At 65.2% G+C, this 26,792-nt stretch carries 24 protein-coding genes, 1 tRNA gene and 1 other RNA gene; 8 read left to right on the plus strand and 18 right to left on the minus strand.

Annotated elements, in window-relative coordinates:
- Positions 1 to 54: 54 nt before the first annotated feature.
- The 6 genes from chrA to P2G62_RS16585 form a co-directional block, all read right to left on the minus strand.
- Positions 55 to 1,341, minus strand: a complete 1,287-nt coding sequence (gene chrA, locus P2G62_RS16560) for a chromate efflux transporter (RefSeq protein WP_275735992.1) — start codon at positions 1,339 to 1,341, stop codon at positions 55 to 57.
- Positions 1,342 to 1,402: 61 nt separating this feature from the next.
- Positions 1,403 to 1,828: a nuclear transport factor 2 family protein gene (locus P2G62_RS16565; protein ID WP_275735993.1), complete on the minus strand. Its 426-nt coding sequence runs from the start codon at positions 1,826 to 1,828 to the stop codon at positions 1,403 to 1,405.
- A 102-nt stretch (positions 1,829 to 1,930) separates the two neighbouring features.
- Complete coding sequence (locus tag P2G62_RS16570; RefSeq protein WP_275735994.1) at positions 1,931 to 2,698, minus strand: phytochelatin synthase family protein; 768 nt, start codon at positions 2,696 to 2,698, stop codon at positions 1,931 to 1,933.
- Positions 2,699 to 2,773: 75 nt separating this feature from the next.
- Positions 2,774 to 3,130, minus strand: a transfer-messenger RNA (tmRNA) gene (ssrA, locus tag P2G62_RS16575).
- 48 nt (positions 3,131 to 3,178) lie between these two features.
- The gene (locus P2G62_RS16580) at positions 3,179 to 5,116 is read right to left on the minus strand and encodes a M10 family metallopeptidase C-terminal domain-containing protein (RefSeq protein WP_275735995.1); all 1,938 of its coding nucleotides are present in this window, start codon (positions 5,114 to 5,116) and stop codon (positions 3,179 to 3,181) included.
- A 352-nt stretch (positions 5,117 to 5,468) separates the two neighbouring features.
- Positions 5,469 to 6,518, minus strand: a complete 1,050-nt coding sequence (locus tag P2G62_RS16585) for an extracellular solute-binding protein (RefSeq protein WP_275735996.1) — start codon at positions 6,516 to 6,518, stop codon at positions 5,469 to 5,471.
- Between the two features lie 185 nt (positions 6,519 to 6,703).
- Between P2G62_RS16585 and P2G62_RS16590 the strand changes: the two genes are divergently transcribed.
- The 6 genes from P2G62_RS16590 to P2G62_RS16615 all read left to right on the plus strand — a co-directional run bounded on the left by P2G62_RS16590 (position 6,704) and on the right by P2G62_RS16615 (position 14,265).
- Positions 6,704 to 8,122: a deoxyribodipyrimidine photo-lyase gene (locus tag P2G62_RS16590; protein WP_275735997.1), complete on the plus strand. Its 1,419-nt coding sequence runs from the start codon at positions 6,704 to 6,706 to the stop codon at positions 8,120 to 8,122.
- 77 nt (positions 8,123 to 8,199) lie between these two features.
- A complete protein-coding gene (locus tag P2G62_RS16595) occupies positions 8,200 to 8,685 on the plus strand; it encodes a TrgA family protein (protein WP_275735998.1) in 486 nt (161 codons plus the stop codon).
- An 80-nt stretch (positions 8,686 to 8,765) separates the two neighbouring features.
- Positions 8,766 to 9,923, plus strand: coding sequence for an NUDIX domain-containing protein (locus tag P2G62_RS16600; protein WP_275735999.1), 1,158 nt, complete (start codon positions 8,766 to 8,768; stop codon positions 9,921 to 9,923).
- 93 nt (positions 9,924 to 10,016) lie between these two features.
- On the plus strand, positions 10,017 to 11,048 hold the full coding sequence (locus P2G62_RS16605; protein WP_275736000.1) for a cysteine synthase A: 1,032 nt from the start codon (positions 10,017 to 10,019) through the stop codon (positions 11,046 to 11,048).
- Entirely contained in the window at positions 11,045 to 13,549 is a 2,505-nt protein-coding gene (locus P2G62_RS16610; RefSeq protein ID WP_275736002.1) for a DUF3772 domain-containing protein, read from the plus strand. Before P2G62_RS16605 ends, P2G62_RS16610 begins: the two co-directional genes overlap by 4 nt.
- Positions 13,546 to 14,265, plus strand: coding sequence for an alanyl-tRNA editing protein (locus P2G62_RS16615; protein ID WP_275736003.1), 720 nt, complete (start codon positions 13,546 to 13,548; stop codon positions 14,263 to 14,265). Before P2G62_RS16610 ends, P2G62_RS16615 begins: the two co-directional genes overlap by 4 nt.
- A gap of 159 nt (positions 14,266 to 14,424) precedes the next feature.
- On the opposite strand, the gene P2G62_RS16620 is transcribed toward P2G62_RS16615, so the two are convergent.
- The gene (locus tag P2G62_RS16620) at positions 14,425 to 15,525 is read right to left on the minus strand and encodes an AI-2E family transporter (protein WP_275736004.1); all 1,101 of its coding nucleotides are present in this window, start codon (positions 15,523 to 15,525) and stop codon (positions 14,425 to 14,427) included.
- A gap of 181 nt (positions 15,526 to 15,706) precedes the next feature.
- Between P2G62_RS16620 and P2G62_RS16625 the strand changes: the two genes are divergently transcribed.
- A tRNA-Ser gene (locus P2G62_RS16625) sits at positions 15,707 to 15,796 on the plus strand.
- A gap of 824 nt (positions 15,797 to 16,620) precedes the next feature.
- Here the strand turns inward: P2G62_RS16625 and P2G62_RS16630 are convergent.
- The 7 genes from P2G62_RS16630 to P2G62_RS16660 form a co-directional block, all read right to left on the minus strand.
- Positions 16,621 to 16,926: a hypothetical protein gene (locus tag P2G62_RS16630; RefSeq protein WP_275736005.1), complete on the minus strand. Its 306-nt coding sequence runs from the start codon at positions 16,924 to 16,926 to the stop codon at positions 16,621 to 16,623.
- 318 nt (positions 16,927 to 17,244) lie between these two features.
- Positions 17,245 to 17,616: a hypothetical protein gene (locus P2G62_RS16635; RefSeq protein WP_275736006.1), complete on the minus strand. Its 372-nt coding sequence runs from the start codon at positions 17,614 to 17,616 to the stop codon at positions 17,245 to 17,247.
- Complete coding sequence (locus tag P2G62_RS16640; RefSeq protein ID WP_275736007.1) at positions 17,606 to 19,105, minus strand: YfjI family protein; 1,500 nt, start codon at positions 19,103 to 19,105, stop codon at positions 17,606 to 17,608. Before P2G62_RS16640 ends, P2G62_RS16635 begins: the two co-directional genes overlap by 11 nt.
- On the minus strand, positions 19,102 to 19,980 hold the full coding sequence (locus tag P2G62_RS16645; protein WP_275736008.1) for a toprim domain-containing protein: 879 nt from the start codon (positions 19,978 to 19,980) through the stop codon (positions 19,102 to 19,104). Before P2G62_RS16645 ends, P2G62_RS16640 begins: the two co-directional genes overlap by 4 nt.
- 91 nt (positions 19,981 to 20,071) lie before the next feature.
- Entirely contained in the window at positions 20,072 to 20,452 is a 381-nt protein-coding gene (locus P2G62_RS16650; RefSeq protein WP_275736009.1) for a hypothetical protein, read from the minus strand.
- A gap of 30 nt (positions 20,453 to 20,482) precedes the next feature.
- The gene (locus P2G62_RS16655; protein ID WP_275736010.1) at positions 20,483 to 20,674 is read right to left on the minus strand and encodes an AlpA family transcriptional regulator; all 192 of its coding nucleotides are present in this window, start codon (positions 20,672 to 20,674) and stop codon (positions 20,483 to 20,485) included.
- 328 nt (positions 20,675 to 21,002) lie between these two features.
- Positions 21,003 to 22,334, minus strand: coding sequence for a site-specific integrase (locus P2G62_RS16660; protein ID WP_275736011.1), 1,332 nt, complete (start codon positions 22,332 to 22,334; stop codon positions 21,003 to 21,005).
- 509 nt (positions 22,335 to 22,843) lie between these two features.
- Here P2G62_RS16660 and P2G62_RS16665 point away from each other — a divergent pair.
- Complete coding sequence (locus P2G62_RS16665; protein WP_275736012.1) at positions 22,844 to 23,680, plus strand: DUF3883 domain-containing protein; 837 nt, start codon at positions 22,844 to 22,846, stop codon at positions 23,678 to 23,680.
- Between the two features lie 54 nt (positions 23,681 to 23,734).
- Here the strand turns inward: P2G62_RS16665 and P2G62_RS16670 are convergent, their stop codons facing one another.
- The 4 genes from P2G62_RS16670 to P2G62_RS16685 form a co-directional block, all read right to left on the minus strand.
- On the minus strand, positions 23,735 to 24,397 hold the full coding sequence (locus P2G62_RS16670) for a hypothetical protein (RefSeq protein WP_275736013.1): 663 nt from the start codon (positions 24,395 to 24,397) through the stop codon (positions 23,735 to 23,737).
- 171 nt (positions 24,398 to 24,568) lie between these two features.
- Complete coding sequence (locus tag P2G62_RS16675; RefSeq protein ID WP_275736014.1) at positions 24,569 to 24,949, minus strand: hypothetical protein; 381 nt, start codon at positions 24,947 to 24,949, stop codon at positions 24,569 to 24,571.
- Positions 24,946 to 26,277 (minus strand): recombinase family protein, encoded by a 1,332-nt coding sequence (locus P2G62_RS16680; protein WP_275736015.1) that lies wholly within the window; start codon positions 26,275 to 26,277, stop codon positions 24,946 to 24,948. Before P2G62_RS16680 ends, P2G62_RS16675 begins: the two co-directional genes overlap by 4 nt.
- A gap of 2 nt (positions 26,278 to 26,279) precedes the next feature.
- The gene (locus tag P2G62_RS16685) at positions 26,280 to 26,756 is read right to left on the minus strand and encodes a DUF2924 domain-containing protein (protein WP_275736017.1); all 477 of its coding nucleotides are present in this window, start codon (positions 26,754 to 26,756) and stop codon (positions 26,280 to 26,282) included.
- Between the last annotated feature and the right edge of the window lie 36 nt (positions 26,757 to 26,792).

A 26,792-nucleotide genomic window follows, 5' to 3' on the forward strand; every position in this document is an offset into this window, starting at 1 on the left:
CTTTTCGGCCAGCATAGGGGATTTGGCGCGCAAGGGAAGGGGGCTGCACGGGTTTTAGCCCGCCCCCAACCCGAGCGCCGCCCCCAGAGCCGCGCACAGCCCGAGAACCGCCAGAAGAGGCCAGCCACGCCAGATCAGCAGCCCGGCGGCCAGCGCCATCAGCAGGGCGGCGACGGGGCGGAAACTGGCAAGATCGGGCAGGGTCAGCCCCAGCGGGCCGGGCAAGAGCTGCGCGAACAGGACATGCAGCGCGAACCACAAGGCGAGCGAGGCGATCACGCCGACCACCGCTGCGCTGACAGCCGACAGCGCCGCGGCCAGACGGGGGCGGCGGGTCAGGGCCTCGATCAGCGGCGCACCGGCGAAGACCCACAGGAAGCAGGGCGTGAACACCATCCACAGCGTCAGCGCCCAGCCCGCCAGTGCGGCACCCGGCCCGCCGTGGTGGAACCCGGCCACGAAGCCAGCAAAGGCGGTAACCAGAATCAGCGGCCCCGGCGTGGTCTCGGCCAGACCCAGGGCGTCAATCATCTCGGCCGGGTTCAGCCAGCCGAAATCGTTGACCAGCACCTGCGCCATCCAGGCCAGCAACGCATAGGCACCGCCGAAGCTGAGCGTGGCGAGTTTCGAAAAGAACAGCCCCATCTGCGCCCAGAACGGGTCGGTCAGCAGAAACAGGGCCGCCAGCGGCAGCAGCCAGGCCAGGGCCCAGGGCGCGGCGCGGCGCAGCAGGCCCGGGCGGGAAGGGGCGGTGACTGGCGCGGGCAGGGCGGCGGGTGCCCCTGCCTGCCGGGCGCCCCAAAGTGCCGCGATCAGAATCACTAGCGGAAAGGGCAGCCCGGCCAGCGTCAGCGCCGCAAAGGACAGCCCGGCGATCATGCGGGCAGCGGTCGTTTTCAGGCTGCGCTGCGCCAGACGGATCAGCGCCTGCACGACCACCGCCGCGACACAGGCCTTGAGCCCCAGCAGCATCCCCTGCGCGACCGGCGCGCTGCCCCAGTGGACATAGGCCGCCGCCAGCCCCAGAATCGCCAGCGCCCCGGGCAGGGTGAACCACAGTCCGGCAATCAGCCCGCCCGCAACGCCCCGCAATCGCCAGCCCGCATAGGTCGCCAGCTGCATCGCCTCGGGGCCCGGCAGGATCATGCAAAACGACAGCGCGCGCAGATAGTCGGCCTCGGTCAGCCAGCGGCGGTCGTCGACCAGCAGGCGGTGCATCAAGGCGATTTGTGCCGCCGGCCCGCCAAAGGACATCACGCCGATGCGCGCGAAGTCGCGATGCAGATCGCGCAGCGCGACCTGGGGCGGCGGGGCGGCGGGACCGTCGGAAGAGGCGGGCATGGGCAGGCTTTCGGCTGGGGTGGCCCGGCCAATCTGCGGGGTGCGCGCGCCGGAGGCAAGCCTAATGCAGCCGCTCGCCCGACATGCACAGCGCCATGGTTTCCGGCGGGAATGCGCCCAGTTGTTCGAAAAAACTGATCATGTCGAAGTGGTTATAGGCCTCGGCGATGCGCTCGCCCTCGTAGCGCATCGCCACCTGCGCGGTGAATTCGATCGGTTCCAGCGTTTCGGCCGATTTTGCCCGCACCAGCAACAGCGCCCAGAGCCAGTCGCGGTTTTCGATATGGCGCAGCACGGTCGCGGAGGGGTCCTCGATCAGGCTCAACAAGGCCGGGATCAGTTCCGCAAATTCCTGTGGCCCCAGATCGAGCCCGCGCATTACCCCGGCGGCGCGCGAATCCTCGGTGAAAAATTGCGGGATCGCCGCCAGATCGCCGCCGACCCAGACCCGTTCGAACCAGTCGTTCAACAATGTCAGTTTGCTCATGCGCCTGTCCTCGTCAGTGCTGCCGCTGTTCAGACTGCGCCAACGAGGTGAAGGTGGGGTTAACGGGCCTCCAATTGGCCCGATAACCCGGCGTAAGGCCGCTTACAGTGCCAGACGCACCAGGCCGCCGGTCTGTCCTTCCAGCACGCCATGCTCGGCCGAGGTCGGTTTCAGCATCGCGTCAAGCAAGACATCGACCGGGGTCCAGTAGGGGGTATACCACTCCTGATCGACTTCCAGGATCAGCACGCGATCGGCGGCCGCGTCATAGGCACCGATCACCGAGACATGCGGGCCGTCCCAATCGCCGGTCACCACGCCCTGATTGAAATAGACCAGCAGCGCATCGCTGGCCGAGGCCTCGTTCGCAGCCAGCCATTCGCGCAGCGTGGCGCCTTGGTCGGGCGTGGGCGTCGGGCTGCTGTCGGCGGGGTGGAAGACGGTGACGCTGTCGTTCAGGCCACGCGCGGCCATCGCCTTGCTGGCATATTCCACCAATTGTTCGAACTTCACCCCGTCGCCGCCCTCGGCCGAAATCGCCTTCCAGGTGTCGTCGCCCACCAGATCCAGCAGTTCGGGCTGGCTCATCACCGTGTCTTCGGCATTGGCGGGCAGCCCGGCCAGCCCGTTGACCGCCGCCGTGACCGAGGCAACCCCGCAGGCCGAGGTGGTGAATTGCGGTTTCACGAAGCTGCTCAGCGCCCAATAGTCGGGCGCGGGGGAGCCGCGCAGATAGGCGTTGTCGGTGCTCAGCAACACGGCATTCGGGCCGAGTTTGGGGGCGGGCGCATCTTCGGCATGGCCCGCCAGCGGCAGGGCCGCGCAAAATAGCGGGGGGCAGATCAGGGCGGCAAGCAGGGCAGAACGCATGTAACCTCCGGGCGTGTTGATCGCCGAAGTCTGCGCCGGGACGCATGGTCTGACAAGGGAAAAGCAAGGGGGGAAGGTGCAGGATTCTGTTGCCAGGCTCCTGCGGGCCCCGCCTTACGCGGCTAGGCGCAAGGGCTTAGTTTCGGCGACCCGAACTGCTTACGCAGCAAGAGCCATTGCCGGAGCACGGTTGTCATTGGCAACTGTACGATTTGCACCGATGACGGTGGTAGCTCACCGAGACAAAGCAAACACCTTTAGACGTTCGTCGATCCTGTTTCGGCCCCATTCGCCCCCAATGAGGGATGGATGGTGGAGCCGCCGGGTACCGCCCCCGGGTCCGATCCGGTTATTACGTGCGCGTTTATGTCCATAGTCCGGGCGAACCCGAACACGGCCAATATAGGGGGGCAGGGGGCGGGCTGCAAGGTCTGCCGGGCAGCGGAATTCAAGGGCCGCCCGCGCCTGCCGTAAACCGGGTCACAGCAGGAAGTCATCCACGCTCAGGCTGGAAACACCCCTGACTTCACATTGAAAATCGGCAGTGCAGTCGCCGTCGAGGTCGATTTCCACCACCAGCCCGGCCTCAGACGCGCCATAGCGCAGATCGCCTGCCCAAGCGAAGGCCGAGGTGCCGACGAAGCTCAGCCCTCCGGCACCGGCGGCAATCGCGCGCAGGTCGATCAGGTCTTCGCCTTGGGTGAAGTCGTGGATTTCGTCGATCCGAGCGCCGCCGGAATCGCCCGCATCGGCGAACAGGAAGACATCCGCGCCATCCTCGCCCAGATAGATGTCGAAGCCCGCGCCACCGTCCAGTGTGTCGGCCCCGTCGCCCCCGGTCAGCCGGTCATTCCCCGCGCCGCCGCGCAGCATATCGTCACCGGCACGCCCACGCAGGATGTCATCGCCATTGCCGCCCGACAGCAGATCGTCGCCCGCGCCCCCGTCCAGCGTATCCCGGCCCATGCCCCCCGCCAGCGTGTCGGCATCGTCCTGCCCCAGCAGCAGATCGTCGCCATCCTCGCCCGCGATCCAGTCGCGCCCGGTGCCGCCCACCAGCGCATCCCTGCCGCTGCCCCCCAGCATTTCGTCATTGCCCGCATCGCCATGGATCAGGTCATCGCCGCTGCCCCCGTCGATCCGGTCGGCCTGCGCGCCACCGCGCAGCGTGTCGGCATCGGCGCCGCCCAGGATCGTGTCGGCCCCCGTGTTGCCCCAGATCCGGTCGGCGCCACGATCGCCATCAAGCCAGTCGTTGTCCTCCTCCCCTCGCAATTGGTCATTGCCATGGCCGCCAAGGATCGTATCCGCACCCGCGCCGCCCAGAATGGTATCGCGCCCGCGCCCGCCGTCGGCATTGTCGTGGCCCGCGCCCAGATCCAGGAAATTGGCCGCATCATTGCCCAGCACCCGGTCGCTTCCCGCACCGGCGATCACCCGCTCTATCATCGTGTCGGCGGTCAGGATGATATTGCCGCTCAAGCCATAGGCGCTCGATACCGTGCTGGGGATCAGGGTGATCGACTGATCCCGGGTGTCGCTTGACAGATCGAGCGTGTCGATCCCGCCGCCATCGGCGATGGTGAAGGCGACGGGACGGCCAAGCGTGCCATCCGCGATCAGCGCGGCCAGCGCAGGCTGCATCCCGCCCGCGGTGGCGCCCAAGCCATAGACGGTATCGCCCGCCGCGATCGTCCAGGGGCCATAAAGCACCTGGATCGCGGCGATGTCCGCCGCCATCACCCCCAGCGTATAGGCGTAAGAGGCGCTGACCGTCGGGTTCTGGCTTTGGCTGAAATAGCTCATCACCGTCGCCTGCCAGCTGTCATAGGGGTTCACCATATCCGACAGGCTGGCCGAGCCGTTGTAATTTCCCGCATGCCCAAGCCCGAGCGCATGGCCGATTTCATGGATATAGGTCTGCAGCGAATAGCTGTCCGGGCCGGTGCCATAAGCCGCGATCCAGTCGGTCGAGATATTGACGAAACTGGCAAGGATCGTGCCGTCCCGGACATCCGAGCTGGCATAGGCGCCGCTTTGGCTGTCGTCGAAGGTGATCTGCGCCGGGGTGCCGGTGGCGGGGGTGTCGTCGAAGGTGATGCCGCTCACCTCGCTCCAGGCATCAAGGGCCTGCCGCGCCAGCGTCGCGCCCGCCGCCGTCAGCCCCGACAGATCGACCACCAGCGTGTCGCCCGGATCCACGTCGAAGCTGCGCGCGCTGCGCCCGGTGCCCTGCCAGTAGCCATCGGTCAATTGCGAGGCCAGCGCGGCCAGATCGGCGGCGGGCAGATCGGTGCCGAAACTCATTTCCCCCGAGATATAGACCGGCGTGATCTGTTGCGCAGGCGGCACGGCATGCAGGGCGGCCGCGGTGGCGGCATCGGGGGGCGTGGGCTGGCTGGCGCAGATCAGGCACATCGGCGGCGGGCTCTCCGGTCGGTCGGCGCGCGCTGGCGCGGGAACTGGCGGGGTCTCAACAGATTTGGGGTAACAGCAGCCAGCCGCTGGCCAAACCCGTTTCCGAAGGCGCGGTGAATCGGGTGTTAAGGCGCGTGGCACAGGGGGCGGGCCTGCCAAACCTTGCAGCGATCATGCTGCGCGGAAAATATTTGGGAATGGCAGGCAGATAGCGGCGGTTTTTAAAGCGCGCACCCGCCGAGCGCCCTTCAGATGCGTGCCCCAGAAATCGGCACGATTCGATAAATATTGGTGCGCGGCACATGCGAAAGGGCGCCCGAAGGCGCCCTTTGCAACGGTCTGCAAGGCGGGATCAGAAGCCAGCCTTGATCTTTTCGAACTCGGCCAGCTGGCGTTCGCGCAGCACCGGGTCGTTCGGGGTCTGCGCCAGGATCGGCGCGCTGATGTCGGTCAGGCCGGCGGTCTGACGGTCTTCGTCGCTGATCAGGGCCATCGCGGCGGTGTTGGTGTGACCGTAGCCGATCGCATCCAGCAGCGCGGGGCCGGCATCGGGACGCAGCCAGGCGTTGATGAAATCATAGGCCTTGTCTTCCGAACCGGGGCCGTCCTTCAGGTTCACGAAGCCGCAGAACCAGGTCGACGAGCCTTCCTTGGCTTCGCGCTGGAAGGCGACGGGATAGTTGTCGTCCTGCAGATAGGCCACGCCGTCGTTCCACGACCAGGCCACCAGAACCTCACCCGAGGCCATCAGCTGTGCCTGCTCGGCCGGGTCGGCCCAGTAGCTGCGCACGTTCTTGTGGGCCTTGCGCAGCCAGTCGGCGGCAGCGGCGAATTGCTCGTCCGAGATCGTGGTCCAGTCGGTCACGCCGGTCGCCAGATAGGCCAGCGCCCAGACATCGTCCGAGCTGTCCGGGATCGAGGTGCGGCCCTCGTATTTCGGGTTGATGAACACATCGAGCGAGGCCACGTCTTCGGCGGGCACTTCCTCGGGGTTGTAGGCAATCGCGGTGGCGCCCCAGTCGGTCGGGATATACCAGACGCCCGCGTCATCCTTGAAGATCGGCGAATTCAGGTATTTCGGGTCGATATTGGCGAATTCCGGGATCTTGCTGGTGTCCCAGGGCTCGATCAGGCCGGCATCGCGGTATTTCGACACCATTTGCGAACAGGGATGGGCGACATCGGCTTTGAACCCCGAGGCGAGTTTCTGATAGGCCTCGTCGTCGTCGCCGTAGAAGGTGTAGCTCGGGCCGTCGCCGTATTTCTCTTTATAGGTCGCAAAGAGGCCCTCTTCCTCGAACCCGGCCCAGTCGAAAACCAGCAGGTCGGGATCGCCCGCAAGCGCGGGGATGGCAAGGACAGAGGCGGCAACGCCGGCCAGAAGCAGAGAGGATTTTTTCATGATAGGTCTTGTGATCCTGTGCTGAGTGGTGGCTCTGGACACGAGGCTAGACCGGGGATTCTGGCACGACAAGCCTTAATCACGCCCGGCGCAGGGGGGCTGCCTAAAGTTTGGGCACTCCTGTGCCGGGACTGGCCGGGCAGGGACGGCCGACTTATCTGTGGGCGGCACAACACGGAGGCGACATGGAGAACGGGGCGATCTTGCTGTGGCTGCGGCGCGATCTGCGGCTGGACGATCACGCCGCGCTCAGTGCGGCGGCGGCGAGCGGACGGGTGGTTGTGCCGGTCTTCATTCTGGACCCGGAAACCGAGACCTTGGGCGCGGCGGCAAAATGGCGGCTGGGGCAGGGGGTGGCGCATTTCGCCGCCACGCTGCGCGCAATCGGCTCCGGTCTGGTGCTGCGGCGCGGTCCGGCGCTGGAGGTCTTGCGCGATCTGATCGCCCAGACCGGGGCCAGCGCGGTCTGGTGGTCGCGCAGCTATGATCCGGCGACGCGGCCGCGTGACGAAGCGGTCAAGGCGGCGCTGCGCACGGCAGAGATCGACGCGCGCTCTTTTCCCGGGGCGCTCTTGTTCGAACCTTGGGACGTGATGACGCAAAGCGGCGGGCCTTACCGCGTGTTCACCCCCTATTGGCGCGCGGTTCAGCACCGCGATCCCGGCGCGGCGCTGGCCCCGGTCACCACCCTGCGCGCGCCTGCACACTGGCCGGCAAGCGAAACGCTCGACGACTGGAAGATGGGCGCCGCGATGCGCCGCGGTGCGCCGGTGCTGGCCCGCCATGCGCGCGTCGGGGCGGGCGCGGCGCTCGACCGTCTGGATGCGTTCCTGAACGGCGGGCTGGCGGGCTATGCGGCCGGGCGCGACCTGCCGGCGCAGGATGCCGCCTCGGATCTGTCCGAGCCGCTGACCTATGGCGAGATCAGCCCGCGCCGGATCTGGCAGGCGGTGCAGGCGCGGGCGGCGGCGGGCGCGGCGGGGGCCGATGCCTTTCTGCGGCAACTGGTGTGGCGCGAATTCGCTTGGCACCTGTTGCATCATTTCCCGCAGCTTCCGCAGGCCAACTGGCGCCCGGAATGGGACAGCTTTCCCTGGGCCGGCGACAGCCCCGCGGTCGAGGCCTGGCGACGTGGTCAGACTGGGGTGCCCTTTGTCGATGCGGGCCTGCGCCAGATGTATGTGACCGGCCGGATGCACAACCGCGCACGCATGATCGCGGCCTCGTTCCTGACCAAGCATCTGCTGAGCGACTGGCGGCTGGGGCTGGCGTGGTTTGCCGACTGCCTGACCGACTGGGACCCCGCCGCCAATGCGATGGGCTGGCAATGGGTGGCCGGATCGGGGCCGGACGCCTCCCCCTATTTCCGCGTGTTCAACCCCGAAACGCAGGCCGCGAAATTCGATCCGCAAGGGGCGTATCGGCGCGCCTTCATCGCCGAGGGGCAAGCCCGGCCACCGCAAACCGCGCAGGAGTTCTTCGAGGCCGCCCCGCGCAGTTGGGCGCTGGACCCCGCGGCGCCCTATCCGCGACCGATCGTCGATCTGGCACAGGGCCGGGCGCGGGCGTTGGCTGCCTATGCGCAGGCGCGCGGCGGCAGCTGATCGCGCCTCCCAATTTGCGCCACATTTATGTGCGAAACCGGCGTTAACCGATGTGCCTCAGGTTCGGGAAGCGACGAATGCAACGAGTTGTAGTGCGCAACAGCGCGATGGAAATGCCGACGATGGCCAAGCTGATCGGCGCGGCGGGTCTGGCCGTGACCGGTTTTCTGGCGGCGGTGGTGGTCGCGCCTTATCTGCCCGCGGGCACAAGGGCTGGCGGGCTGGCGCCGGTGGCGGCCTGTTCGGGCATCGTGCTGGGCTGGCGAGTGATCGGTATGCGCATGCCGCCACGCACGCCCTCTTATGTCTCTGCGGTGATGACCGGGCTGCGCGCGGCGGTCTATCTGTCCATCTGGGGGCTGGGTTTTCTGGGCTTCATGCAGATGTTGGCCAAGGCCACGCGGATGCTTTATGACGGCCCGTTCGAGGCGCTGACCGGCATGCTGTCCGAGGCGCTGAAACTGGGCATGCCGGCGTTGCAGCCCGATGTGCTTGCAGTGCTGGCTCTGGGCGGTGTCCTCTCCTCGGTTCTGTCGGAATGGGCGGGGCGGCGCTGGCGCTAGGGCAAGCGCTGCGCTAGGTTCAGGCCGGAGCGGCGCGGCAACCGGCCCGTCGCTGTGCCTGAACGAGCAGGAACTTGATCGTGCGTTATTTCTTTTACGGCACGTTGTGCCATCTGCCGCTGCTGGAACGGGTTCTGGGGCGGGCGGTCGTGCCGCAGCGCGCGGCGCTGGACGGGCACGAATTGCGCGAGGCTTGTGCGCAGGATGGGACAGGGGCCGCGGATCTGGCCTTTCCGATGCTGGTGCCGGGCACAGGGCAGGTCGAGGGGCTGCTGGTCGATGTGACCCCGGCCGAGGCCGCGCGGCTTGATTATTACGAGGCGGGCCATGCCGCCACCGCCTGTGCGGTGCGCATGCCGGATGGTGCGGAAATAAGCGCGCGGGTCTATCTGGCCGAACCGGGGCGCTGGCAGCCCGGTGCGGCATGGAGCCTTGCGGACTGGGCCGCCCGCTGGGGCGATGTGGTCACCGAGGCGGCGGTCGAATTCATGGCCGGGCGCGACCATCTGCCCGCCGAACGTGCGCTGGCGCGGTATCCGATGATGCTGGTGCGGGCGGCATCGCGGCTGCGCGCGCGCGGCACCGCGCGTCCCGCCGCCCGCCGGCACACCCCGGCGCCCGAGGATGTAGAGATTTCGCGCATGGTGCCGGCCTATGCCCGGTTCTTCGCGGTCGAGGAATACCACCTGCGCCACCGCACCTTCGCGGGCGGCATGACCCGCGAACTGGAGCGTGCAGCCTTCGTTTCGGGCGATGCGACGGTGGTGTTGCCCTATGATGCGCGACGCGACCGGGTGCTGCTGGTCGAACAGTTCCGCACCGGGCCGCTGGCACGCGGCGATATGAACCCCTGGTCGCTCGAAGCGATCGCCGGGCGCGTCGATGTGGGCGAAACCCCCGAGGAGGCCGCGCGCCGCGAAGCCGGCGAAGAGGCGGGCGTGACCCTGGACGCGCTGATTCCCGCGCCGAATTTCTACCCTTCGCCCGGCGCGAAGACCGAATTTCTGTATTGCTATCTGGCGCTGGCCGATCTGCCCGATGGCGTGGCGCAGCCCGGCGGTCTGGAAGAAGAGGGCGAGGATATTCGTCCGCATCTGATCGCTTTTTCGGAACTGATGGCCCTGATCGAGAGCGGAGAGGTGGAAAACGCCCCGCTTCTGGTGCTGGCGCTGTGGCTGGAGCGGATGCGCCCGGGGCTGCGCGCGGCGGCGGGGGCCGGGCCGGACACGGCGCTTTGAGCACGCCGTGAGGCCCCGCGCCTGCAGCCGGGGCTTGAGGCGGGCGCCGATGCAGCCTAAGTCTGGGCATAATCAAGTGCGAGGGAGACCATCATGCAGCTGTGCAAGGATCTGGCCGCGGCCGTGGGCAACACACCGCTGATCCGGCTGAAAAAAGCGTCGGAGATGACCGGCTGCGAGATCCTCGGCAAGGCCGAGTTCATGAACCCCGGCCAGTCGGTCAAGGACCGCGCCGCGCTGTTCATCATCCGCGATGCGATCGCAAAGGGGCAGCTGAAACCCGGCGGCACCATTGTCGAGGGCACGGCGGGCAATACCGGCATCGGCCTGGCGCTGGTCGGCGCCTCGATGGGGTTCCGCACCGTGATCGTGATCCCCGAAACCCAAAGTCAGGAAAAGAAGGACATGCTGCGGCTGGCCGGTGCCGAACTGGTGCAGGTGCCCGCGGCGCCCTATTCCAACCCCAACAACTATGTCCGCTATTCCGGGCGGCTGGCCGAGGAACTGGCCAAGACCGACCCGAACGGCGTGATCTGGGCCAATCAGTTCGACAATGTGGCCAACCGTCAGGCGCATATCGAAACCACCGGCCCGGAAATCTGGGCGCAGACGCAGGGCAAGGTTGACGGCTTCATCTGCGCCGTGGGCTCGGGCGGGACGTTCGCGGGCGTCGGCATGGCGTTGCAGCCCAAGGGCGTCAAGATCGGCCTGGCCGATCCCGAAGGCGCCGCGCTGCACAGCTTCTACACCACCGGCGTTCTGAAATCCGAAGGCTCGTCGATCACCGAAGGGATCGGCCAGGGCCGGATCACCGCCAACCTCGACGGGTTCACCCCGGACATGAGCTATTGCATCCCCGATTCCGAGGCGCTGCCGATCGTCTTCGATCTGCTGGCCGAAGAAGGGCTGTGCCTGGGCGGCTCGTCGGGCATCAACGTAGCCGGCGCAATCCGCATGGCGCGCGAAATGGGCCCGGGCCACACCATCGTCACGGTGCTGTGCGATTACGGCACGCGCTATCAGTCGAAACTGTTCAACCCCGAGTTCCTGCATGGCAAGGGCCTGCCGGTTCCCGGCTGGCTGGAAGGCCCCGGTCGCGCCGTGCCCGAGGTGTTTGCAGGATGATGCTGCGGGGCCTGCGCGTTCTGCTTCTGGCGCTGTGCCTTGCGCTGCCCGCAGCCGCGCAGGACACCGAGGGGCCGAATTACAAGACCTGGGACAAGGCTGCGGCCCAGGTCGAACAGGCCGTGACCGAAGCCAGTATCGCGGACGAGCGACTGTCCGAGATGCGCGCCGAAATCGTCAAGTGGCGCAGCGACTTCATCGCCGCGCAAGGGATCAACGCCGATCAGATCACCACGGTGAAGAACCAGATCGCGGCTTTGGGGGCCGCGCCTGCCGAGGGCGAGACCGAAGATCCCACCATCGCCAGCCGTCGCGCCGAACTGACCGAGACGCTGGCCAAGTTGCAGGCCCCGGTTCTGGCCGCGACCGAGGCCGCCAGCCGCGCCGATGGCATCATCCGCAACATCGACCGGCTGAACCGGGAACGGCAGGCCGACAAGCTGCTGCGGCTGTCTCCGTCGGCGGCCAATCCGGTCAACTGGCCCGCGGCTTTGTCGCTGTTTCGCTGGATGGGGGCCTGGATCTATGACGAGACCGTCTGGCGTTTTGCCCGGCCGATCAACTGGGACACGCTGCGCAACAATGCCCCGCTGATCGCGGGGCTGGTGCTGGTCGCCGGGATCTTGCTGCTGCGCGGCGGGCGCTGGATGGGGCGGCTGACGCAATGGCTGCTGGACAAGACCGCGATGCGCGGGCGGGAACTGATTTCAGGCGTGGTCTCGCTTGGGCAGGTGATCCTGCCGGTGCTGGGCGCGGTGATGCTGACCACGGCGCTGTCCAAGACCGCGTTTTTCGGCCCGATCCTGTTGCAGCTGTTTGACCTGCTGCCTGCGGTTCTGACCACAATTCTGATGGCCTGGTGGCTGGGCAGACGGATTTTCCCGACTCGTCCGGGGCAGGAAAGCGCGCTCAATCTGGCCGAAGAGGGCCGCGCCGAGGGCCGGTTCCATGCGCTGATGCTGGGGCTGGCGGTCGGGATGCAGCAGTTGCTGACGGACTGGATCATGCCGCGCGCGCAGGACTATCTGGGCGGCTCGGGCAATATCGCGGCCGACAAGGCGCAAGAGGTGGCCGCCCGTGCCGATGCGGCGATCTCGGTGCTGGAAGTGCCGCTGCAGATCTTTGCCGCATTGGTTCTGTTCCGCATGGGGCAACTGCTGCGCCGCCAGCAAGGCCTGCGCCGCGCCACCGATGACGAGGCGGCGTTCCGCTACAATCTGCTGCGCTGGCTGGGCAATGCGGTGATCGTGATCGCGGTGGTGGCCCCCTCGCTGGGCGTGATCGGCTATATCAGCGCCGCCAATGCGCTGATCTGGCCCGCGGTGCTGACGCTGGGCGTGGTGGCGCTGGTGGCGATCCTGCAGGGCTTCGTCGCCGAGTTCTACGCCGTGCTTGTCCGGGCCGAGGAAGGCCGGCGCGACGGGCTGATCCCGGTGCTGGCGGGGTTTGTGCTGGCGCTGGCCGCGCTGCCGCTGCTGGCGCTGATCTGGGGCGCACGGATCGAGGATCTGGCCGAGATCTGGACGTCGTTCCGCACCGGGTTCTCGCTGGGCGGGGTGCGGATCTCGCCCACGGTATTCCTGACCCTGGCAGTGGTGTTTTCGGTCGGTTACGGTCTGACCCGCCTGTTGCAGGGCGCGCTGAAAAGCTCGATCCTGCCGAAGACCACGATCGACAAGGGCGGACAGAACGCGATCGTCTCGGGGCTGGGCTATGTCGGGATCTTCCTGGCGGCCTTGCTGGCGATTTCGGCGGCGGGCATTGACCTCAGCTCGCTGGCGATCGTCGCCGGTGCGCTGTCGGTCGGTATCGGTTTTGGCCTGCAAAACATCGTGTCGAACTTCGTGTCGGGGATCATCCTGCTGATCGAACGTCCGGTGTCGGAAGGCGACTGGATCGAGGTCGGCGGCCAGCAGGGCGTGGTCAAGGCGATTTCGGTGCGCTCGACCATCATCGAGACCTTCGACCGCACCGATGTGATCGTTCCCAATGCCGATCTGGTCTCGGGGCAGGTGACGAACTGGACGCGCGGCAACAAGACCGGGCGGCTGATCGTGCCGGTGGGCGTGGCCTATGGCAGCGATACCCGGCGCGTGGCCGAAATCCTTTTGGAAATCGCGCAGGCCCACCCGCTGGTGATGATGTCGCCCGAGCCTTTCGTTCTGTTCAGGGGGTTCGGTGCGGACAGTCTGGATTTCGAAATCCGCGCCATGCTGTCCGATGTGAATTTCAAGCTGCGCGTGCATTCCGAGATGAATCATCAGATCGCCACGCGCTTCGCCGATGAAGGGCTCGAAATTCCCTATGCGCAGCGCGACATCTGGCTGCGCAACCCCGAGGCGCTGCTGCCGCAGGGGGCGGGCGGCGCTGCCGCACCACCTGTCGCGCCAGCACCGAAAGCGCAAGAGGTGGCGTATACGCTGCCCGAGGATGACCCCGGCGCCTATCGCGTCAGCACGCTGTCGGACAATGACGGCACCGAAGAGGGCGACAGCCGATGAGCACCGAACCGGTCTTTCGCGCCCAGCCCTACTTGCGGGATCTGGACACCCGGGTCGAGGCGCTGACCCCCGAAGGCGGGGTGATCTGCGCAGGCTCGGTGTTCTATCCCACGGGCGGCGGGCAGCCGGGCGATGCGGGCTGGCTGCGCTGGTCGGACGGGGCGCTGGAAATCGCGACCGCCGTCAAGGGCGAGGGCGGCACGATCATCCTGGTGCCTGCCGAGCCTGCCGCGCTGCCATCGCCGGGCATGCGGGTGCAGCAGGAACTCGCCTGGGAACGTCGGCATCGCCACATGCGCGTGCATACCGCGCTGCATCTTCTGTCGGTCGTCATCCCCCTGCCGGTGACAGGGGGGCAGATCGGCGCCGACAAGGGGCGGCTCGATTTCGACATGCCCGATCCGCCCGCGGATATGGCGGCGCTCGAGGCAGAGCTGAACGCGCTGATCGCACGCGATCTGCCCGTCACCGAGGACTGGATCACCGACGCCGAGCTCGGCGCCAACCCGGGGCTGGTCAAGACCCTGCGCGTGGCGCCCCCCGTGGGGCAGGGCCGGGTGCGTCTGATCCGCATCGGGGCAGGGGAAGACCAGGTCGATCTGCAACCCTGCGGCGGAACCCATGTCGCCACGACCGGCGAAATCGGCCCGGTGCGCCTGGGCAAGGTCGAAAAGAAGGGCCGCCAGAACCGCCGTGTGAGCCTGTATCTGGTCTGATCGCGTGCAGCGGGCCGGGCAGGGGGCGCTCGCGCCCCCTCGGGCCTGCGACCCTTCACCCCCTGAGGATATTTCGGCCAGAAAGAACCTGGTTTTTCCCTCTGGCACAAATATCCCGGGGGAGCGCGGCACGCGCGGGGGCAGCGCCCCCATGCCCGCTCAGATCGGGTCTTCGGGCAGCCCCTCGCGCGACAGCATCACCGCAAGCGGTCGCAGCGTCGGGCTTTGCGCGCAGGAGATCATCAGCGCCACCATGATCGGCACCGCCAGGAACATCCCCGGCAGCCCCCAGACCGCGCCCCAGAAGGCCAGGCTGATGATGATGCCAAAGGACGACAGCCGCAGCGCATGGCCCATCAGCATCGGGTCGATCACATTGCCGATCACGAATTGCAGCAGCCCGCAGACCAGGAAGACGCCCGCCGTGCTGGCCGGGTCCTGGGTCAGGATATAGACCGCCAGCCCCGCGATCACGGTGGCAATGATCGACCCGATCGAGGGGATGAAATTCAGCGCGAAGGTCAGCACCGCGACCGGCATCGCCAATTCGTATCCGCCGACCTTGAACACGCCATAGACCGCCGCGCTGGTCACCACCGACACCATCGCCTTCACCATCAGGTAATGGTTCACCCGGCGCATGATCTGTCCGACCGTCCCCGCCACATGGCGCGCGCGGGTGTCGTCGCCCAGCAGGTTGATCAGCTTGGCCTGGAACCAGATCCGTTCGGCAAACAGGAACCCCACGAACAGGATGATCAGCACCGCCGCCGACAGCAGGCTCGAGGCCTGCCCGGCCAGGGTGCTGAGGTATCCGGCTACCTCGATCTTCTGCATCGAGGCCAGCACCGCCGCCTCGACATCCGCGCCCATCCAGCCGAACAGCTCGGCGATGGCGCGTTGCGCGGGACCGGCATAGGCCAGGATCATCGTCACCACCTCGTTGGCCTGTGCCAGCAGAACAGCGGTCGCCGTCAGCAGCCCCGAGGCGATCAGCATCAGCGCCACGATCGAGGCCAGCCAGCTGGGCACCCGCACCGGGCCGATATGCAGTCGTCCGATCGCGTTGATCGCCTCGGAGGTCAGCGAGAACAGGATGATCGCGATCGCCAGCGAAATCAGGATGAATCGCGCCTGCACCAACAGGAACAGCACCAGCGCAAAGGCGATGATCCCGAGCAGCACGTTGGTCAGCTGCCGCGGCTCGCGCCTGCGCTCGGCGGGCAGGGGCGGGGTCGTCTGCAGCTCGTCGTCGATCATTGCGGGGCGGTCCTTCGGGATAGCGTCAAACCGGGCACGGCGATGCCCGATCCCAGAGCCTAAGCGCGCCTGCGGGCGGTGACAAGCGACTGGCTGGAATTACACGCTTTCTTTGGGGCGATATCGACAGCGATATTGCCCCCTTGCATCCCCCGACGCTTTTCGCGTAAATCCGCCGGACGGAGCGGTGGCCGAGTGGTCGAAGGCGCACGCCTGGAAAGTGTGTAGGCGGGGAACCGTCTCGAGGGTTCGAATCCCTCTCGCTCCGCCATTACTTACCTGCATCGCTTTGATTTCCTTTGATAAATCCGCCTTGCAAATTTTTCCTTCCCCCAAAAATTCCCCCTTAAATCGCTTGGATGCCCCTGGAATAGACCGGAACATGCCAGCCCAGCGTCGGAACCGTTGGCGGATCATGCCGCCGTCTAGGTCGGCCTATTTTAGTCGCCTCGGGGGGGCAAGGCGCGAAGGTTTAGGAAGTTACGATACCCCCCGCCTCGCGCGCGCGTATCTCTTCATTTATATCCCCTAAATCTCGCTCCAGTGGCGCGCCGCCTCGCGCGCGTGCGCGTATTGGTCATCAAACTCGCCCCCGCGTGAAAATCTGTGTTAGCGTTTGCCGTGAAGGATGCGCGCCGGTTCCGACACCGCGCGGCCAGATTTCGCGCCGCCCCCCCCCCCGTAGGTTCTTCCGAGGGGCCAACTTATGAGGGTCGGCAAAGCCCGATGTGCTTCTAGGGCCAGAGCGCCTTAGAGGGACTAAGGTTCACGCCCAGCGCTTGCCGCTTTCGTTTCGCTCGCTTCCGGCAGGCTTCGCGGCAATAAATTGCATCCGCGCGCCGGGTCAGCGGCACATGCCCGCCACACTCGGGACAGGTCCAGCCGTCGCGGGCCAGCCGGTGCCGTCTGTTGCCCTGGGCAAGGAAGCCGTGAGACGGCCAAACCTCGGCCAGCACAATCGGCCTGCCGTCGGGGGGTTTCGTCATAGCTAATTCCCATGGGGGCAGGGGCAGGCATGACTTGATTTCTCTGATTGTTTTTCAAGGGCCATAGCCGGGTTAAGTCATTGGCGGGAAAGCCTGTGGGGATTTTAACCTACCTGTCGTTACTATTTGCCGCGCCGATGCAGAACAGGCCGATAATCGCCGCCCACCAAGGATGTTCGAATTTCCCCCATGCCCAAATTTCAACGGGGACACTCCACGCTGAAGAAAAAGCCTCCACCACGGCAACCACCGGGACACCCCAGATTTCGGAAATAGTCCCCTCGGTAACAATCGACAATCCGGCTACTAGAAAAAACCAAGCGCCGCTTAGAAAGCCCCAGGCAAGAGCCACAAGGAGCCATAGAGGCAGGGTTCCCACGATTAAAATCACCGCCGCCACAGTCTCCCAAAACATCTTGGAACCTCTCTTGCATCGCAGCCTTTGCCCATGCTTCGGCTTTTTCGCCTGCGGTTCAACCTTTCGATTTAATCCCGCGCAATCGCCACTGCGCGAAGGCAAAGCCGCACAAGCCCGCGCCGGGAATGTCAATGGCCAATTCTTTTACGGTCCAGAGCGCGAAGCCTGCCACCGCCCAGCGCATCGGCCCCAGCGCCGCCACCAGCCCGAAAAGCGCATGGGTGCCTTGCACCGCGCCCTATTGGAAACAGCCTGGGGAAAGCGCGCCCGATGCCAGATCCGATTGCGCGAAGGTCGCCAGAACCTCGGGAAGCGTTATAATTCACGGCCCACCTCGATCGGTTCCCATTGCTGGGTTTGCCCGTTCCACATCTTGCCGGTGCTGCCGTGCCGGTCCCATTTCGAGAGCCGCCGCCAATCATCCAAGGACACGACACGGCCCGTCCAGGTGCGCGGGGTGCCGGTGATGCCCACCCCATAGGGGAAGGCTTCGGGGGCGGGCTGGGGCAGATCTGCAAGCTTCGCCGCCTCGGGTTCAATTTTCGGATTTTGGGGTAGGGGGCGTGCTACACGTGCTACATGTGCTACACGGGGCGCGGGTTCCATCTTCGGAGGCGGGGGTGCGGCTTCGCCGCTTCCCCCTTCCGCTTCCAGTTTGGCAAGGAAGGCGTAGGCGTCAAACTTCATGGGCCGCCCTCACAATCTGGTATGCCTCTTTTCGTGAAGCGCCGCGCACCTCGGCCCCCTCGGGAAGCCGGATCAACCAGCCGTGTTTTTCCAGTGATGCGAGCGCAGCCCGTGCTGAAGGGCTTTCCCGAAGCGCGCGGATAGGGGCGGATTGCACCACTTCGCGCGGGGTGATTTCGGGATGCGCCCAGCTTTCCAGAAGCCATTTGCGCAGTCGTTCGGCCTTGTCGATTTCCGCCGATACGGTCGCAGCATCGGCAAGGCGTGTGGCTTCGGACAGATAGAAGCCCGCCAGTGTGATAGCGTCGGCCATTGTTGCCGGTTTCACCTCGGGGGCGTCCAGATTACGCCAGAGGGTCAGAACGCCCGCAATGCGCGCCGCCTGTTCCGCCGCCTTGGATGCTTGGCCCGTGACGTGCGAAAATTCGGCCCCCGGTGCCTGCCCGGCTTCCACGTGATCGGCAAAGGCTGACAGCATGGCCCGCGCGTCAGCCGATAGCGGCAACAGACGGGGCATCAGTTCGCGGGTTTCGGGGGCCATCGGCAGGGACGTTTCCAGCACCGCGCGCAGCCGTGCCCCGAAGGCTTCTAGGGCTAGGTCATCGCGCCGCACCTGTGATTGCGGGCGGTTGCCGATGTTGCTGGGCGGTTCGCAGATCAGGAAACGGGGCAGAAAGCCTGTATCGCCCGCCATCGGATCAGCCATGAACGCCCGCGCCACGCCAGGTTGCACCATCAGGTGAACGGCCAGCCGCCGCCCGTAAAGCGTGTAAACCCCTTCGCCGCCAAGGCCGATGCGCACCGGCGCGCCGCCCCAAAGGTCATTCAGAGCGGCCAGCGTCGCCAGCCGGTTTTCGCTAGCCATCGCAAACCCGCCGAAGAATTTTCCGCCTTCATCGCTGAAAAGCCCGGATGACGGTTGGTTTTCCCGATACTGACGGATTAGCCCCTGCATGGACGGCGCAGGCAACGTGCGTTCTGGGCCAGGGGGCGCAGAAGGTGCCTTGCCCAGCGCTTCCAGATCGGCACGCGCCGCCACCCGCTTTTCGCCCTTACCCTTTTTCGCATCGTTCAGGATGCGGTCGCGTTCCCCTTTCCAGAGCGCAAAAGCGTTTTCCCATGCTGCGATTTCTTCGCGCTGGGCCAATGCCTGTTCCCGTTCATAGGCCCGAAGCGCTGCCATCAGGGGGGAGTCGCAACTGCTTTTCCGTTCGCCAGATTGCGCGATGGTCAGGACGTAAAGCGACACGGGGCGCGGCCCGCCCAGCGTCTCCACATCGGCAAAGCCCTGCACCGCCAAGGACGCCACCGCCAGCGCCGATGCAGCGGGAATTGCCACCGGGGCAAGGGTCATGCCCTGCACGGCTTCCACCGCCGCGCGCAGCGGCCCCAGAGCCTGCACGGGGTAATCGTCACCCGCCGCGATGCTTCGCACCAGCGGTTGCGGGCCTTCGGGGCGATAGGGGATTTCTTGCGGAAGCGCGTTCATGCGGCACCGCCTTTCTTCCGAAGAATGTCGTTCCAGTCGCACCCGTTCGGCGCGGGAAGAAGGGAAACGGCCCAGCCCAGCGCGTGCGCGCGTTCGGCCAGGGCGTGCGCGGCTTCGCGGCCCGCTGCATCGCCATCGGGGGCAATGGTCAGCCGCCCCGGCAGATCGGGAAGCCGCAGCCCCCGCATGCCCGACGTTGACAGCGCCGCCCAGATCATCGCAGGCGCGCGCAGCAAGCCGCAGGCAAGGCTTAGGGCAGTTTCTATGCCCTCTGCCACCACCAGCGGCCCCGGCCCGTCAGTAAGCCGCACCGTGCCGCCCTGCACGGCCCCCAGCATGGCCTTTGCGGGTTCCGCATCCGCCTTGCCGCCGCCGTCGGCCCGCAGGTAGGTGCGATGCACCGCGAAGCCCTCGGCCCCGTCGATCCGCGCCACCAGCGCCGGGAAGCGTTGGGCGGTCACATGCCAGCACGCCGGATAGAAGCGCAGCACGTCAGGCAAAGCGCAGGTAATGCCGCGCCCGCGCAGGTAGGTTTCGGCCAAGGTGCCGGTGATCGGCTGCGCCTCTTGCCAGAGCCGGTGTGCTTGGCGCGCGCGTTTCTCGGCCTCGGCCTGTTGCTTTCGCGCGCGGGCGTTTTGTTCGGCCTGGTCCGGGGCCTGATAGGTGCCGGGGGCGATGCCAAGCGCGGCCAGCAGATCCGTGAAGCCGCAGCCGGATTTCTTGCAATGCAGCACAAGGCCCCTTTGCCCATCGGCCAACGTCAGGGCGTTTTGCCCTTTACGCCGCTCGGGTTGGCATATGGGGCACGGTGCCGCGCCGAAACGCTGATACCAGCGCCCACCAAGGGTCAGGGTCAGGTCGCGCGCGTCTATCATGTCCGCGCCCACCAGATCAGGACGGCCAAGGCTTGTGCCTGGGTTTCGGTCAGCCCGTGCAGGCGTCGCAGGTAGAGGATTTGCAGCCGATTCATGCCCCACCCCCTTGCGCCTCGGGCGTCACAGTCACGCGCAGCACATAGCGCCCATGCGTGCCTGGAAAGTTGCCCGCGTGCGGTTCATGCAGCGTGTCGATGACAACGCCCAGCGCGCGCAGATTGTGGACATAGGCGGCCCAGCGCGGGGCGGGGTTGTCTATGGGCGTGCAGCCCTTCGCCCCGGCCTTGCGCAGTTCATCCAGCGCCCAGCGGTCACGGCCTGAAACAACAATGCGGAAGGCTTCGCCAGCGCTGGGCGTTACGGTGTAAGCCGTGCCTGCCCCGTAGCCTTTGGCCTTGCGCGATGATATAGAAAGGGTGCCCGCCGCAGTCGCATAGCGGTTTCCCAGCCCGGGTTGCGCTTGCCCGCGCACCGGGGTTTCCCATTTTTTCGGCATGTCAGGTTAGGCGGCGTCGCGTTCGGCCTTGCGGCCTTCCAGCCAAGCCGCAATTTCGCTTTCGGGCCAGCCGACGGCCTTAGCCCCCAGCTTGATCGGCTTGGGGAAGGTGCCCGCCGTCATCATCGCGTAAATCGTGGATCGTCCAAGCCCGGTGCGGGACTGCACCTCGGGGCGTCGAAGAATGATTTCTTTCATTCGCGTTCCTTTCTAGACCTAATAACGCCGCGATTCGCAGTTGCGAATTGCGCACTCATCGGTAAGAAAGGGGGCGTGAGGGGATAGATATCTTCACACCCGGCCCCTTTTCAGCGTTGGCGCGCTTGGAGGGGCCTTCTTTTTACCGATCATGTTCCGACGGCCCAAAACCGAACCGGAGCCACCGGGACTGTAGTGGTAATTCTTATCGAGACAGACGGGGAACGCGTCAAGCCTCGGAACTTTTCTAGAACTTTTGGAGCAACTTTTTCTGTGGATTGCACATCCATCCACAAGGTTACCCACAGGATGTTCCAGTTGCCTGCGTTCACCCTCGCGTGAGCGCCACGACCGTCCGGCCATCCTCGCCGCGAATGAATCGCCCCCAAGCCTCAGCCATGCCGCGCCGCCGTTCGATCATGTCAGAGCGTCGATAGGCTCGTTCAACTTCGCTGCCGACGGTATGTGCCAGCGCGATTTCGGCCATGTCGCGGTCATGGCCCCGTTCTGCTGCCCAGTCGCGGAAGGTAGAGCGTAGCCCGTGCGGCACGGCAGGGCGCTTGTTGCGCAGATCTATGAAGCCGTCGCGGCCCGCCTTCACCTCGGCTTCCTGAATCCTCCGCATAACAGCCGATAGCGTCATATCGGACAGCATCCCGCCGCGTGGGGCAGGAAAGACCAGCGCCCCGGCCTCGGGTCTTTGCCAATCGTCCGCATCGCCCGCGCCTGCAACTTCGCGCAGGATTGCTACCGCCTCGGGGGTCAGGGGGACGCGATGTTCCCGGCCCGCTTTCATCCGTGAAGCTGGGATGGTCCAGACGGCTTGCCGTGTAGCACGTGTAGCACGCGTAGCACCGGGGGCCGGTTCAAATTCGACTTCGCCCCATGTCATGCCGCGCACTTCGCCAGAGCGTGCGCAGGTCAGCGTCAGGAATTGAAGCGCCCGCGCGGCCATGCCTTCACGCCGGGAAAGTTCCCGCCACCAGCGCGGCACGTCAGAGAGCGCCAAGGCGGGGTGATTGTCGGCCTTCGCCACCTTGGAAGGGGTCGGCAACAGTTCTTTCAGATTGCCCGCCCACCGCGCCGGATTGTCGCCCGTGCGATGCCCTGCCACGGTCGCCCAGCTTAGAACGGCCTCGATCCGCCCGCGCAGCCGGGACGCGGTTTCGTTCTTGGTCAACCATATCGGTTCCAGCACGCGCAGCACGTCGCGCACCTCTATTGCCTGCACCTGCATCTGGCCCAGCACCGGGGCGGCGTAGGTGTCCAATGTCGCGCGCCATTGCTTCCGGTGCTTGTCGTTCCGAAACTCCGCCGATTTCTTCGCCAGGAAGGTTTCCATTGCATCCCCGAAGATCAGCCCACCCCGGCCCTTGCGCTTTTCGGCCAGAGGGTCGCCCCCATCCAGCGCGATTTGCTTGTTCGCGGTTGCCTTGCGCCGTGCGGTCGCCAAGGACACTAGCGGGGGACTGCCCAAGCCGATTTCCCGGCGCTTGCCGTTCACGCTGATACGCTGCACCCAAAAGCGGGAACCGTTCGGTTCAACGCGAAGGTAAAGCCCGATGCCGCCGCCGTCGTGATATTTGCCGGGGGTCAGGTCAGCGCCCAGCTTCGCCGCCGTGAGCGTGTTAGCCTTCCGCCGCTTCGGTTGATCCGCCATTTGTCCTTCCCCCTTTTATTCCCCCAGAAATGGTTAGAACAAGCTAGATTGTGCCGGAACAACTAGGACAATGGAAGCGTAAAAGCATTAACAAACATTGGTCTGTTTGGAATTGTCTGGAACATGCTAGAACACATCATGGCGGCCTCTCGCTCCGCCACTTGCACATCGCAAACCCGAAAACAGGTCCCTCGCGGGGCCTTTTTCTTTATGTGCCAAAGGGGTTTGCAGGGAACATCCGCGCTTCGGAGACTGGCCGACTGCGCGAGATCGGTCTCCGAACGCCCACCGTCTCTTTCCACCCGCCCCTCTCGCTCGGCGAGACGGATTCAAAACCCCCATAGATTTCAATGAACTGATGGGATCGCGTTGCGCCTGTGTTTCGGTGGTTCCGGCTTGTCTCAAAGCAGACGGAGACACGACACGGGCGGCGTGGTCGTTGGTATGTCTTGGGAGTTTTGCGCGAAGTCTCTGATGACAAACACAGTTTCCGGCCCTAGCCTGGCGCAATGTCAAATGGGGCCTGGACCGATCAAGAGAACGACCTGATCGTCGCGGATTACTTCGCGATGCTGGGCGACGACGTCTCTGGGCGCCCCTACAATAAGGCCGAGCACCGGCGCGGGCTTCTGCCGCTGTTGAACGGTCGCTCCGAGGGATCGGTCGAGTTCAAGCACCAGAACATAAGCGCCGTGCTGAAGGGGCTGGGTGAGGACTGGATCCCGGGATACAAGCCCGCCTTCAATTTCCAGATGACGCTGGTGGATGCCGTGGCGCGTTGGCTAGCGCTGAACCCGGCTTGGCTAGGTCGCCATTCGGGTGCAGGAGCACCGACTGGCCTCGCGGAGGCGCGGCCGATCTGGATCGGGCCGCCGCCCACGTTGTCGAACCAGCCGCCGCCGCAGGAGCTGGAGCAGATGCTGCACATCGCCCGCAAATTCGATGTCGCGGCGAGAGACGAGCGAAACCGCGCCCTCGGCCGTGCCGGTGAGGAACGCGTCCTGGCGCACGAACGTGCAGCCCTGAAATCAGCGGGCCGCGACGATCTTGCGCGCAAGGTCCGGTGGGTGTCGGATGAAGATGGCGATGGTGCCGGCTACGATATCGCCAGTTTCGCGCCGGATGGTCGTCCGCGCCTGATCGAGGTGAAGACGACGAATGGCTGGGAACGCACACCCTTCCATATCAGCCGCAACGAGCTGGCCGTGGCCGAGGAACGGCGCTCGGAATGGTCTCTGTTCCGCCTATGGAACTTCGCCCGCGAGCCGAAAGCGTTCGAGCTGCACCCGCCGCTGAACGCGCATGTTTCGCTGACCGCGACGTCCTTTCAGGCGAGTTTTCACTGACAGCGACGCGGGTGTCAGACGTGTCAATTGCGGCATGTCGCGCGTCGACGCTCTTTACTCTTCGGGACTCCTGATCCAACCGCCCCTGATCTGTTCGTCGAACACTTCGGGAATTCGTTCTTTAATCTCCGTTATGAGAGGCCGCATGGCTTTCCAAGCTTCAGTAGCTAGCCGATTTACTTCATTAATCTCAACTTGATGATGTGGGGCTACATTCATTTCATCAAACTGGTTGGCTGGAATGACGGACTGCAGCATCACAGATCCAAACCGCTCGGGTGATGAATGCATTCCAAAATAGTCGACAAAGGCCTTCAGGCGCTCGAAGAAGTCTAAGTATTTTTTCTGGACCCGCCCATCCTGGAAATGTGCAATTCCGAGCTCTGTTTCGCTGACCAACAGCGACGCTTCAGTCAGAAATCTAGGGTGTATGCCGCGATGGTAGTCGTGATCTTTCAAAAGTTCTCGGAAGTTCCAGGTTCCATACGCAAAGATTTCTCGGCCAAACCGGATATCATTGGGCGTAGATGCTCGATAGATCACCTCCTCGCTCAACTTAAACTCGGTAAATGCCCAGACGACCACCGCAACACCAAAAGCGAAAAACGGCTCAGGTTCGAACTGCCATGCCCCGCCGGGCCACAAGAACCAAACAAGCATTGCAATGGCTGCTAGGCCCGCGCCGATCCGTGCGAATGTCTGATAGTATCTGCTCATGAGACATGAAATGATCTGGCTTGATGCGCTTCGTCAAGTCGTGAGAATTGGCCGACACTACTGAGTATGGCCTATCGACCAGCTCTTTGGCAGTTCCGAGAACTGGCGTGGGTCACAGCATTCGGCACTTCACGGATGGAGTAAGTTCACGGAACGCTTGACTTTCTTTTTCTAGAGAACCCGCGCAGCCTGCTCCTGCCATGTCTCCCCCGCCAGAAAGCACAGGTCGTAAAGACTGACCGCAGATGCCTCGCGGCCGCAGGTCAGGCGTTTGAGCACCTCGGGTGCCAGATAGGCGAGGCGCAGCTGGCGGCTGACATGGCGCTCGGCCAGACCGACGGCCTCGGCAAGTTCCTGGATCGTGGCGAACTCACCTGCTTCCATCCGCCGCCGCCAGCCCCATGCCCGGCCGATGGCGCGCAGGATGTGCGGCTCCTGTGTCTGATCCTCGCTGGGGCTGTAATCGGCAGGCGGCATGATCTTGGGTCGCCCGTTCTTCTTGCGCACCTTCAGGGGGATCAGCACGCGGATCGTGTCATTGCCTCGGGTCATTCGGCGGCCTCCATGTTGCGTGGGGCGATCATCTCGCGGATCACACCCGCGACACCTTCGCGGCGGATGTCGACTTCGAGCCCGGCGGCGGTGACGGTAACGCGCCGGACCAGAAGCTGGATGATCCGCGTCTGTTCGAGCGGAAACAGCTGCGCCCAGAGGGTGTTAAAATCATGCAGCGCCGCGATGGCCTCGGCCTCGGACACCTGATCGCGCTTCAGCGCCGCCAGAACCTGCGTGACCACCTCTGGCGTCTGCAGAATGCGCCGCACCTCGGTGACGATGGCGTCCTCGACCATGCCCGCAGGCAGGCGGACCGGTGCTTGATCGCCGCCGCTCTCGTCCTCCGTCGTGCGGTTCTTGATCACGTCCATCGAGACGTAATAGCGGTAGAGCTTGCCGCGCTTCTTGGTTGCGGTCGGCGTCATGGCCGCGCCGGTGTCGGTGAAGATCAGGCCCTTCAGCGGCGCGGGCGTCTGCATGCGGCTGTTGCTGGACCGGGCGTGGCGGTTGCCCTGCAGGATGGCGTCGACCTGATCCCAGACCTTGTCCGTGACGATGGCCTCGTGCTCGCCCGGATAGGCCTTGCCCTTGTGGACGGCCTCGCCGCGATAGACGCGATTGCGGAGCACCCGATAGAGGTAGCCCTTGTCGATCAGCGTGCCCTGCTTGCTGCGAAACCCCTCCCGTCGCAGTTCCTTCGCCAGTATCGTGGCCGAGCCGAGCTCGACGAACCGCTCGAAGATCCGGCGCACCGAGGCGGCCTCGACCTCATTGATCACCAGCTTGCGGTCCTGCACATCGTAGCCAAGCGGCACATAGCCCCCCATCCAGATCCCTCGCTTGCGCGAGGCGGCGACCTTGTCGCGGATGCGTTCACCGATGACCTCGCGTTCGAACTGGGCAAAGCTCAGCAGGATGTTCAGCGTCAGCCGCCCCATCGAGGTGGTCGTGTTGAACGACTGCGTGACCGAGACGAAGGTGACGCCGTTGCGGTCGAAGACCTCGACCAGCTTCGAGAAATCCATCAGGGCGCGGCTGAGCCGGTCGATCTTGTAGACCACGACCACGTCGATCAGCCCGTCGTCGATGTCGGCCAGCAGCTGCTTCAAGCCGGGCCGGTCCAGATTGCCGCCCGAAAAGCCGCCGTCGTCATAGCGGTCGCGGGTGGCAACCCAGCCCTCGGATTTCTGGCTGGCGATATAGGCCTCGCAGGCCTCCCGCTGGGCGTCGAGGCTGTTGAATTCCATGTCGAGCCCTTCTTCGCTCGACTTGCGGGTGTAGATGGCGCAGCGCAGGCGGCGGCCGGGGCGTGTATTCATGTCCATGGTCAAACCTCCCGCGGACGGACTTGCAGCCCGAAGAAGCGATAGCCGTTCCAGCGCACGCCGGTGATTTCCCGCGCGATGCCGGAGAGTGATTTGTATTTGCGGCCCTGCCACTCAAAACCGTCCTTCAGCACTGTGATGGTGTGCTCGACCCCGTTCCATTCCCGGATCAGCCGCGTGCCTGCCACCGGATTGCGGGGATCCGCGATCTGGTTCTTGCGGCGGGAGACGCCCTCGACCTCGTCGGCAAGCAGGTCCAGCATGCGACGGGTCTCGTGGTCGGGCCCGCCATAGGTCAGTTCCTGCAGGCGATAGGCGATGCGGGCCTCGAGAAAGGCGCGGCTGTTGTTCGGTGCGGCGCTGCCGAGGAGCCGTTCCCATTCGGCCTTCAGTGTCAACGGCGGAGTAAAACTCGGCCACTGTGGCGGAGCAAAAGTAGGCCATTTAAGCGCGTGCGCCTTGGAGCGTGCGGCCCTCATATAGCAAGCACGTTCCAAGGCGCATTGGCCGTCAGG

This window comes from Paenirhodobacter sp. CAU 1674 (assembly GCF_029222945.1).
Classification (GTDB): Bacteria; Pseudomonadota; Alphaproteobacteria; order Rhodobacterales; family Rhodobacteraceae; genus Rhodobacter.

Excerpts from the sequence above, each read along its gene's own strand:
- chrA (WP_275735992.1), bottom strand. The coding sequence starts at position 1,341 with ATGCCCGCCTCTTCCGACGGTCCCGCCGCCCCGCCGCCCCAGGTCGCG.
- P2G62_RS16565 (WP_275735993.1), bottom strand. The coding sequence starts at position 1,828 with ATGAGCAAACTGACATTGTTGAACGACTGGTTCGAACGGGTCTGGGTC.
- P2G62_RS16570 (WP_275735994.1), bottom strand. The coding sequence starts at position 2,698 with ATGCGTTCTGCCCTGCTTGCCGCCCTGATCTGCCCCCCGCTATTTTGC.
- P2G62_RS16580 (WP_275735995.1), bottom strand. The coding sequence starts at position 5,116 with ATGTGCCTGATCTGCGCCAGCCAGCCCACGCCCCCCGATGCCGCCACC.
- P2G62_RS16585 (WP_275735996.1), bottom strand. The coding sequence starts at position 6,518 with ATGAAAAAATCCTCTCTGCTTCTGGCCGGCGTTGCCGCCTCTGTCCTT.
- P2G62_RS16590 (WP_275735997.1), top strand. The coding sequence starts at position 6,704 with ATGGAGAACGGGGCGATCTTGCTGTGGCTGCGGCGCGATCTGCGGCTG.
- P2G62_RS16595 (WP_275735998.1), top strand. The coding sequence starts at position 8,200 with ATGCAACGAGTTGTAGTGCGCAACAGCGCGATGGAAATGCCGACGATG.
- P2G62_RS16605 (WP_275736000.1), top strand. The coding sequence starts at position 10,017 with ATGCAGCTGTGCAAGGATCTGGCCGCGGCCGTGGGCAACACACCGCTG.
- P2G62_RS16610 (WP_275736002.1), top strand. The coding sequence starts at position 11,045 with ATGATGCTGCGGGGCCTGCGCGTTCTGCTTCTGGCGCTGTGCCTTGCG.
- P2G62_RS16615 (WP_275736003.1), top strand. The coding sequence starts at position 13,546 with ATGAGCACCGAACCGGTCTTTCGCGCCCAGCCCTACTTGCGGGATCTG.
- P2G62_RS16620 (WP_275736004.1), bottom strand. The coding sequence starts at position 15,525 with ATGATCGACGACGAGCTGCAGACGACCCCGCCCCTGCCCGCCGAGCGC.
- P2G62_RS16630 (WP_275736005.1), bottom strand. The coding sequence starts at position 16,926 with ATGTTTTGGGAGACTGTGGCGGCGGTGATTTTAATCGTGGGAACCCTG.
- P2G62_RS16635 (WP_275736006.1), bottom strand. The coding sequence starts at position 17,616 with ATGAAGTTTGACGCCTACGCCTTCCTTGCCAAACTGGAAGCGGAAGGG.
- P2G62_RS16640 (WP_275736007.1), bottom strand. The coding sequence starts at position 19,105 with ATGAACGCGCTTCCGCAAGAAATCCCCTATCGCCCCGAAGGCCCGCAA.
- P2G62_RS16645 (WP_275736008.1), bottom strand. The coding sequence starts at position 19,980 with ATGATAGACGCGCGCGACCTGACCCTGACCCTTGGTGGGCGCTGGTAT.
- P2G62_RS16655 (WP_275736010.1), bottom strand. The coding sequence starts at position 20,674 with ATGAAAGAAATCATTCTTCGACGCCCCGAGGTGCAGTCCCGCACCGGG.
- P2G62_RS16660 (WP_275736011.1), bottom strand. The coding sequence starts at position 22,334 with ATGGCGGATCAACCGAAGCGGCGGAAGGCTAACACGCTCACGGCGGCG.
- P2G62_RS16665 (WP_275736012.1), top strand. The coding sequence starts at position 22,844 with ATGTCAAATGGGGCCTGGACCGATCAAGAGAACGACCTGATCGTCGCG.
- P2G62_RS16670 (WP_275736013.1), bottom strand. The coding sequence starts at position 24,397 with ATGAGCAGATACTATCAGACATTCGCACGGATCGGCGCGGGCCTAGCA.
- P2G62_RS16675 (WP_275736014.1), bottom strand. The coding sequence starts at position 24,949 with ATGACCCGAGGCAATGACACGATCCGCGTGCTGATCCCCCTGAAGGTG.
- P2G62_RS16680 (WP_275736015.1), bottom strand. The coding sequence starts at position 26,277 with ATGGACATGAATACACGCCCCGGCCGCCGCCTGCGCTGCGCCATCTAC.
- P2G62_RS16685 (WP_275736017.1), bottom strand. The coding sequence starts at position 26,756 with ATGAGGGCCGCACGCTCCAAGGCGCACGCGCTTAAATGGCCTACTTTT.